At 64.3% G+C, this 8,210-nt stretch carries 5 protein-coding genes; 2 read left to right on the top strand and 3 right to left on the bottom strand.

Features of this window, described 5'->3' with window-relative positions:
* Positions 1–939 precede the first annotated feature (939 nt).
* The 3 genes from QMZ05_RS29710 to QMZ05_RS29700 all read right to left on the bottom strand — a co-directional run bounded on the left by QMZ05_RS29710 (position 940) and on the right by QMZ05_RS29700 (position 4,128).
* A complete protein-coding gene (locus tag QMZ05_RS29710) occupies positions 940–1,776 on the bottom strand; it encodes a hypothetical protein (RefSeq protein ID WP_353703989.1) in 837 nt (278 codons plus the stop codon).
* Entirely contained in the window at positions 1,773–3,347 is a 1,575-nt protein-coding gene (locus QMZ05_RS29705; protein ID WP_353703988.1) for an EAL domain-containing protein, read from the bottom strand. Before QMZ05_RS29705 ends, QMZ05_RS29710 begins: the two co-directional genes overlap by 4 nt.
* 361 nt (positions 3,348–3,708) lie before the next feature.
* A complete protein-coding gene (locus tag QMZ05_RS29700) occupies positions 3,709–4,128 on the bottom strand; it encodes a hypothetical protein (protein WP_353703987.1) in 420 nt (139 codons plus the stop codon).
* A gap of 348 nt (positions 4,129–4,476) precedes the next feature.
* Here QMZ05_RS29700 and QMZ05_RS29695 point away from each other — a divergent pair, with 348 nt between their 5' ends.
* Positions 4,477–6,201, top strand: coding sequence for a peptidoglycan-binding protein (locus QMZ05_RS29695; protein WP_353703986.1), 1,725 nt, complete (start codon positions 4,477–4,479; stop codon positions 6,199–6,201).
* 1,137 nt (positions 6,202–7,338) lie between these two features.
* Positions 7,339–8,040, top strand: coding sequence for a helix-turn-helix domain-containing protein (locus QMZ05_RS29690; protein ID WP_353703985.1), 702 nt, complete (start codon positions 7,339–7,341; stop codon positions 8,038–8,040).
* Positions 8,041–8,210: the final 170 nt, after the last annotated feature.

Here is an 8,210-nt window from a genome sequence, read left to right as displayed (position 1 = left end):
CCACCATCCTTCGCTCGCGAAGCGAGAGAAGGATGCCACGCCGAAGCCCAACGGGCGGAGCCGGGCCGTTGGCCGCGAGCTTCGGCTCGGCAAGCCACGCTTCACATCACCATGCGACGGGCTTCGCGTGGCGCAGCCACGCCGGAGACCGCCAGCGAAGCGTGTCCGGCGTAGCTTGAACGAAGTGAAAGCGAAGACGGACGACGGCCGAAGCCCAACGGGCGTAGGCGGCCTTTGGCCGCGAGCTACGGCTCGGCAAGCCACGCTTCACAATAGCGAGGCGACCGGTTTTCACTTCGACCCGTCAAACACCTTGTTCAGTGTCATCACCCGCGAAAGCGGGTGATCCAGTATTCCAGAGACAGCAGTGCTTGAGCCGAGAAGCCGCGGCTGGATCGCCCGCAATTGCGCACGGGAGCAGGGACCCATACTCCGCGGCCGGTGTTGTGAACGGGACTTGTCGTTCCAGCATCGTTCAACAATGGGCATCGGTGGTTATGGGTCCCGGCCTGCGCCGGGACGACACCGCGCTTGTTGAGCGACCGGTGAATCACGGGTCTGCATTCTCGCGACGTCTGGCTGCGGGGGCTTGTGCCGCCGGGCGCAGTGATCGCGAATGCGGTGGCTTGCTTGATGCAAATCTTCAGCCCGTTCGTCGTCCGGTGATGTCCCGTAGAATTACGCCCCGCGCTACTACGCGTCGAATTTCGGCTCTGGTGCTGATACGCCGTGGCATCGCGTCGACCGATCGGCGCCTCCCGTTCCATTGGAAATCACTGTGCACACCGCGCTGAGCCTGCTTTCGATCTGGGTGCTGATCAACATGCTGTTCGTCGTGGTGATGACGCCTGCAGACGATTCGCGTCGGCCCGAACCCGGCGCGCGTGACTGATCTCGCGCCAACCCAACGACGACCTATCGCCAAAAGATCGCGGCCGCTCAGTGCGGCACGCCGCCGCCGCTCCAGGGTGAGGGCCGTGCCGGCGCGGCCGCGGCGCCGACCAGCGGACGCCGATTCCAGTCCAGCACGGAGTCGCTGTGCAGCTGCTCGACGACCCACAGGAAATACACCGAGGCGGGAATGCCGATCAGGTCGAACACGAGCATCGAGCCGCTGCCGTGGGTCGTGGCATCGATCAGGTGGATCAGGGCGCAGCTGAAGAACACGCCCGCCAGGGCAGCTCCAGACAGCGACCACACGCCGGTCGCAAGATAGCGGCGCACCTGATGGTCACCCAGATACCAGCCGACCAGGCCGTAGGTCACGGTCACGAACACATTGGCAAAGAACGTGGCTGACGCAACGTCGATCCAGCTGCCCGGCGTCGTCACGCGCGCGGCAAGCTCGGCCGACGTGCAAAGGAACGGCACGTATGCACCGGGCTGGGCCATCGCCCAGGCCGAGAGCCAGCCCGCGGTGATCGCGAACCCGCCGACCAGCAACATCGCGCGGTGCGGCGAGAGCGCGATCAATCGCTCGCCCTGGCCGCCCAACACCGTCTCGAACCGCAGGAACACGAATGTCAGTCCCGCCGGCAGCCCGAGCAGCGTGACGGCGAGCATCGACCAGGACACGCTCTCGCCACGCAGCACCTGAAAGCCGTGCACCAGATGATGCGGGCCGCAGCTCGCAGCCATCATCGAAAATCCGATGCCGAAGCGGGACCAGCCGCGGTAACGATGCAGGCTGACCGTTTCCCAGGCCGACAACACCCCAAGGCCTGCATAGGCCAGCCCGATCGCCAGATTGCCGAGACCAATGACGAGGTCCATCATCGCGAGACCGTCGCCTTGGTGCCCATCGGCGCCCCGATGTGATCGAGAAACTCATCGATGAAATAGTGATGGCCGCGCCGCACCGGTCCTTCGACGGGCTGCGCGGCGTGCAGCGAGCGTCCCGAACTTGGATGCCAGAGTGCCTTGGTCAGCATCGGCGCGATCTGTTCGGCCGCAACCGGCCGCGAGAAGAAATAGCCTTGGGCGACGTCGCAGCCCATGCGCAGCAGCATGGCGGCCTGCTCGCTCCTCTCCACGCCCTCGGCGATGGTGTGCTTGCCCATCGCGTAGGCGAGGCTCAGGATCGATGACACGATCGCGGTATCGCCTGGCTCGCTGCTGAGACCGTCGATGAAGCTGCGGTCGATCTTCAGGACTTCGGCCGGCATGTCGCGCAGGCGCGACAGCGACGAGTGCTCGGTCCCGAAATCGTCAATCGCGACAAACACGCCAAGCTGCCGGATCTGATCGAGGACCTGGACGACCTCCTCCGGCGCGCTCATCATGACGCTTTCGGTGATTTCGAGGCACAGGGCGGTCGGATCGACGTTGGTCGTGGCGAGAACCTGGCGGAGCTCCTCGATGAAGGTCGGCTCCGCGATCTCACGCGGCGACACGTTGACGGTCATGGCGAGCCGGCAGCCCGGCATCTGCCTCGTCCACTCGGCGAGCTGGCGACAGGATTCCTGCAGCACCTGCCGTCCGATCTTGACGATGAGCCCGCATTCCTCGGCGACGGGAATGAAGTCGGCAGGCGAGATGATGCCGCGTTCGGGATGCCGCCAGCGCACCAGCGCCTCGACACCCACGACGCATCCATCCTTGAGGCGGACCTGCGGTTGATACTCGACAAACAGCTGTGATTCCCGGAGCGCCGCCCGCAGATCGGATTCGATCTGGACGCGCTTCTCGGCGCGCGCATGCAGTTCGTCGTTGAACTCCGCCAGTCGCGCCCGGCCACGGACCTTTGCGGCGTAGAGGGCGGTGTCCGCCTCGCGCAGCAATTGCTCGGCGCACTTCGTGCCGGGCTTGCAATGCGCAAGCCCCACGCTTGCCGAGACCACGACTTCCTTGCCGGAGAGCAGGATCGGCTCGGCCAGCGCGGCGAGGATCCGCCTGCCGAGCGCTGCGCCAGAAGAATCCGAGGCACGCGGATGCAGGACGACCATCTCGTCGCCGCCGAACCGGCTCGCGGTATCGTCCGGTTCAAGACATGCAACGATGCGCCGGGCCATCTCGGTCAGCACCTTGTCGCCGCTGCTATGGCCGAGCGAATCGTTGACGAGCTTGAAGTTGTCGAGATCGACGAACAGCACCGCGACCCGCGCACCGTCATCGGCCTCGCGCGCCAGTTCACGATCCAGCCGTTCGAGCAGCAGGCTGCGCGTCGGGAGCCCGGTCAGCTGGTCATGCGCCGCCGTGTGCATCAGGCGTGCAATCACGCCGCGCAGGCGCTCGACCTCAGAACTTGTCCCGGCCAACGCAACGGCGGGATCAGTCTCGACGCCAGAATGCAGTTCCCTGATCGTGGCCCCGAGCCGCATCGAAATATTGGGCCGCGGTCCAACCATCTCCTCGTCCCCACTACCAATCAAATATCCGGCGACGTAGGCAGTGTGGAGTTTGCAAAAGGTTGCGTGAAGGCCGTCCGCGACTTTTGCGCGATAACGATTGGCAAGATGGTTACAAATCTACGATGGCGGCGCGGTCCATTTATTGAGACTTTCGTCGATGGTAAAACTAGCGGGTTCCGGCGCTTGGTTCGGAACAAGCCTGTTCGAGGCTGATCGGCAACCCGAATGGTTCCGAGCACGCAGGCTCACGATGTCGTCGGCTGCGATGTTACTGCCGCTGACGGCGCCAGCATCATGCCAGGCGAACCGGCACGGGCATGTGCCATGCCCGCGCAATTCGGCGAGCTTCTACCCGGTCTCACCAACGATGCCAGCGATGATGCCAGCGGTGGTAGGGGCCGCCGTAGTAGGCGTATGCCGGTCGCACCACGTGACGATAGCGGTAGCCGTAATAGGCCGGGCTGTATCCGCTATAATATGTCGTGGTGTATCCGCCGCCCCAGCGATACGGCGTGTCATAGCCGTAGTCGTAAGCGTAACCGGGCGCGTAATAGGCGGGCGCGTAGTCATAGCCATAGCCGGGATAGCCATAACCGTAGCCGTAGCCGGGACCCCAGCCATAGGCTGACGATGCGAGGCCGCCGACCACCGCGCCCGCGATCAATCCGCCTGCGAGCGCCGGACCGAACCCTCCGCGTGCTTCGGCGGGTGCGGGAGCCGCGATTGCGCTCGCCCCAAGCCCGCCGACTGTTGCAAGAACCAGGGCTGTCTTCCTCATGTGATCCTCCTCGGGATGTCATTGCCCTGGTGTCAACGGGGGCAGGGAGCAATGGTTGCCAATCGCCGCGCGCCTGCGCGAACGCAACAACCGGTTCCTTGAGCGGGATCCTGTCGCAGTTCCCCGGTGCGAAATGTCGCGTCGCGCTTCTGTCTAGGAACGGCACGGGCGGCGACGCTGCTTCTTTCACAAGGCAGGTTCACCGGTGAAGAGCGTGCACGCCTGTGCCGCCATCTCACCGGGCTTTGTTGGAAAGCGGCCGCAGCGGGGCGAGCGCCAGGAGCGAGCGCCAATCGGCATCAAACTTTCGCGCAGCGAATGGCCGCCAAATTTCAGGAGGAATCGGCAATGCAGAACCGAAACATGAAGAGCAAATTGCTGCTGACGACAGCCATCCTGTTCGCCGGCGTCAGTCTCGCATCGGCGCAAGGCATGCGCGAAGGTGCAGGCGGCGGCATGAGTGGTGGTGCGGGCGGCGCGGGTGCCGGAGCCGGTGCTAGCGAACACGGACCGTCCGCAGGATCATCAGGCGGACATGCCGGCGGCGCAATGCATGGAAGTCCCGGTGCGTCGCGAAGTGAAGGCATGACGGTCGGCCAGGGCGCGGGCGCAAGAGAAGGCGCGGGCGCAAGAGAAGGTGGCCGCGCTGAAGGTCGGATCAGCGGCGGCGCAGCCGGACGCGGCGAACGCGTGCAGGGTCAGACCACCGGGCAAGCCCGCGAAAGCGGCCGGTTGCAGGAGAGAGGCGATCGGCAGGGCGCGCGCGCTCAGGGCCGGCAGGAGCAGACCATCGGCCAGGGCCGAAACGGGCGCGAGCAGATGGGCCGATCCGAATCCCGCGAACGCAGCAACGCGACAACGCGGCAGAGCCAGCAGCAGGAGAACCGCGCCAACACCGCGAACCGCAGTCAGGGCACCACCACGGGCCAGGCGACGGGGCAAGGCAAGGGCGCGAGCGCAACGACCGGCCAGAGCACGACAACCGGCAAGAGCACACCGGCTGGCCAGAACACCAGAGCCGGCCAGACCACGGGCGCGGCCACCCAGCAATCCGGCACGACGCAGGGCCAGGTTAACTCCGGTGCCAAGTCCGGACAGATCAATTCCGGACAGACCACCGGTCAGGCCCAGGGACAAGCCCGTACAAGTGCTCAGACCCAATCGAATGCTGCGGTCCAGACCGAGGCCGGGCGCACGGTGACCGCGCAACAGCAAAGCACGATCCAGCGCTCCGTGCTGTCGGCACGCAACGCGCCGCGCGTGAACGTCAACGCGATCAACTTCGCGGTCAATCCGGGCGTGGTGGTGCCCCGGAGGTTCAACGTCGTGTCGGTCGCCGCCTTCCCGGTGCTGATCGATGCGTTCCCGTATTATCGCGACGACAGCTTCTTCGTCGTCGAGGATGAAGTCGTGTTCCTCGATCGGGATCGCCGGGTCGTCGACGTGGTCCCGGTCGGACCGCGGACGCGCTTCAGCCACCATCGCAGCAGCAGCGATAGCTATGCGATGATGGACCTCAATCCTCTAGAGATTCGCGAGGTGCAGCAGGTGCTGATCGACCGCGGCCTGCTGGTCGGCGAGGCTGACGGTGTCATGGGGACGCGGACCCGCGAGGCGTTGATCACGTTCCAGCGCCGGGAGGGCATCGCGACCAGCGGAAGCGTCGACACGCGCACGGTTGCCGCATTGGGCCTGTCGGACCGGATCGGCCAGGGTGCGGGGCGAGAGCCGTCGACAGTCGGCCGGGGCGGCGCACGGCAGCAGCCCGCCGGGCAGAGCACGACCGGGCAAACGCGGGATGGACAAACGACGGGACAGGTGAACTCGCCGCAGAGCCAGTCATCATCCGGCCGGACCGGAAATGAGCCATCCGCTCAACAGCAGGCCCCGGAGCACAATACGACAGGACAGGCTGCGCCGCGGAGCCAGTCCACCGTTGGTCAGGGCAGCGCCAACCAGCCAGGCGCCGGCCGGGACAAGCAGTCCAGCCAACCTAACCAGAGCAGCAATCCGCCATCGTCCGGCGCAGGCCAGAGCACGCAGACGCCGGCGCAAAACTCCGATCGGAAATAGGATATTCGGATCGGAAACACGATGCCCGAGCAGGAGCCCCGCCGCACGGCGGGGCTCCTTCTTGAGGCGTCCCTGCTTCCGCGCGTCGTGTGTCCAGCACGAAAGTTCTTCGCAACGTGATGAGCCGTTGTGACCTTCGTCATCTCGACGTTCAGATGAGAATGCCGCAACGTGCGACAACATGTGCGCCTCGTGCAGCTCACGTGTGCCGTCCGCATGGATTGCATTCACGTTGCACCTGGTGAGATGCCACATGATCAGGCAAATGTCCTTGGTCGCGGTCGCCGAGGAACCCGTGCGCGGGATTCTCGATGTGTCATGTACCGTGCTTAGATCGCGTCTCGCATATGACGTTCGTTTCGTCTCGGCGCGGAGATCGAGAAAATTTTCCGAACAGTCCCCGACGATGCGTTGCCCTATCGCATCGCGTGAAGGCAATTTTGAATTTCCGCACGACGCACGTCGTCCCCCCTCTGGTTCTCACGCAGATTGTTGTCTAGATCAGTCAAATCGGTTCGGTGACGGGAGCTTCCGAGCCGGATCGGCTGTGACGCGACAATGCAATGACGCGACAATGATGAATGCCATGTGTGAGCACGACTGCCGCAGGAACCGTCGGCCCTATCAGGAGCGGCCGGCATAAGCGGGTGATGTCCGCATCCAGAAAATGCTGCTTCCTTGTCCGCCAGAAAATTGCCGGCCCGCCAGAGGCCGGCGACGCAACCTTGGGAATGCCCCCTCGTTGAGACGACGTTCGTCGTTTGCGACAGCGGGGGACGAAAGTACATGCAACAAGACGACAACACGCCGGTGAGCGCAGCGAAGCTCCTGGAACAAGTTCCCTTGCCACGCGAACCCCGAGACATCAGGGACATAGCCCCGGCGCCGCCGCGGCTTTTCACGACACGGCCCTATCCGCCGTCGGAGCAGTTCGAGGTCTGGAAGACGCGCATGGCCTCGCTGGTCGACGTTGCGCCGCCCGAAGGTCACAGTCCTGCGCAAGGCTTCGAGGTAGAATATCTGACCTGCAACATGGCCGATGTCGTCTTCACGTCAGGCCGATTTGCCGCGCAAACATTCGCGCGCGCGACCCAGCCGTCGCAGGGTACGCCGGTCGATATCTGGTGGCTGTTCCGGGTGCGCGCCGGCGAAGCCCGGTTCGAAACCGCGGAGCGGCGGATTCATGCCGGACCAGGCGCGTTGTTCCTGATCTCTCTCGATGACGATTTCCGCGGCAGCATCACGAACTATGATGGGCTGCTGATGGCTTTGCCGCGCAGGTCGTTCGCAGGCGTGGCGGAGCAGCTTGGCGAGCTCAGCAACGTCCTCCTTTCGGGCAATCTGATCGAACTGTTGACCGACTACCTCGACCGACTCGAGACGCGCCTGATCCTGATGTCCCCGGAGGAGTTGCGGCAGGCGGGACGGGCGACTGCGCAGATGATCGCCGCCTGCATTCAGCTGTCCTCGGATCGGTTGGAGCAAGCGCGCGGCGCGATCGAGTCGGTGCTGTTCGAGCGTGCGCGTCTTTATATAGAGACGCATCTCGGCGACTTCGATCTGACGCCGGATCGAGTCGCGCAAAAGTTGAAAATCTCGCGATCAAACTTATACCGGGCATTCGAAAGCGTCGGCGGCGTCGCCGGCTACATCATGCGCAAGCGTCTGCACGCTGCGTATGCCGAACTCGTCGGCAGTCCCGACCGGCAGGTGCAGGAAGTCGCCTATCGCCATGGCTTCAAGCTGGCGTCCGATTTCACGCGCGCGTTTCGGCGCGAATTCGGCGTCAGCCCTCGCGAGATGCGCGAACACGCGCGTCGCACATCAAGCGCAAGTTGAGCTCCCGCTCGAATCATCCAATGGCGCAGGCGTGGACGCGTGGCGTGTGCAGTGCACGGTGGGATTCATATGACACGTCCGCGCACCGTGTGTCTTAATGATCGTTCAACTTGTGAGACGATCTGCCATCTATTTGGACGGCCTGCTGAGTGACGTTGTCAAATATGTGT

The sequence above is a fragment of the Bradyrhizobium sp. INPA03-11B genome (assembly GCF_040446015.1).
Lineage (GTDB): Bacteria > Pseudomonadota > Alphaproteobacteria > Rhizobiales > Xanthobacteraceae > Bradyrhizobium > Bradyrhizobium macuxiense_A.
This window is presented reverse-complemented; position numbering and strand designations above follow the sequence as displayed.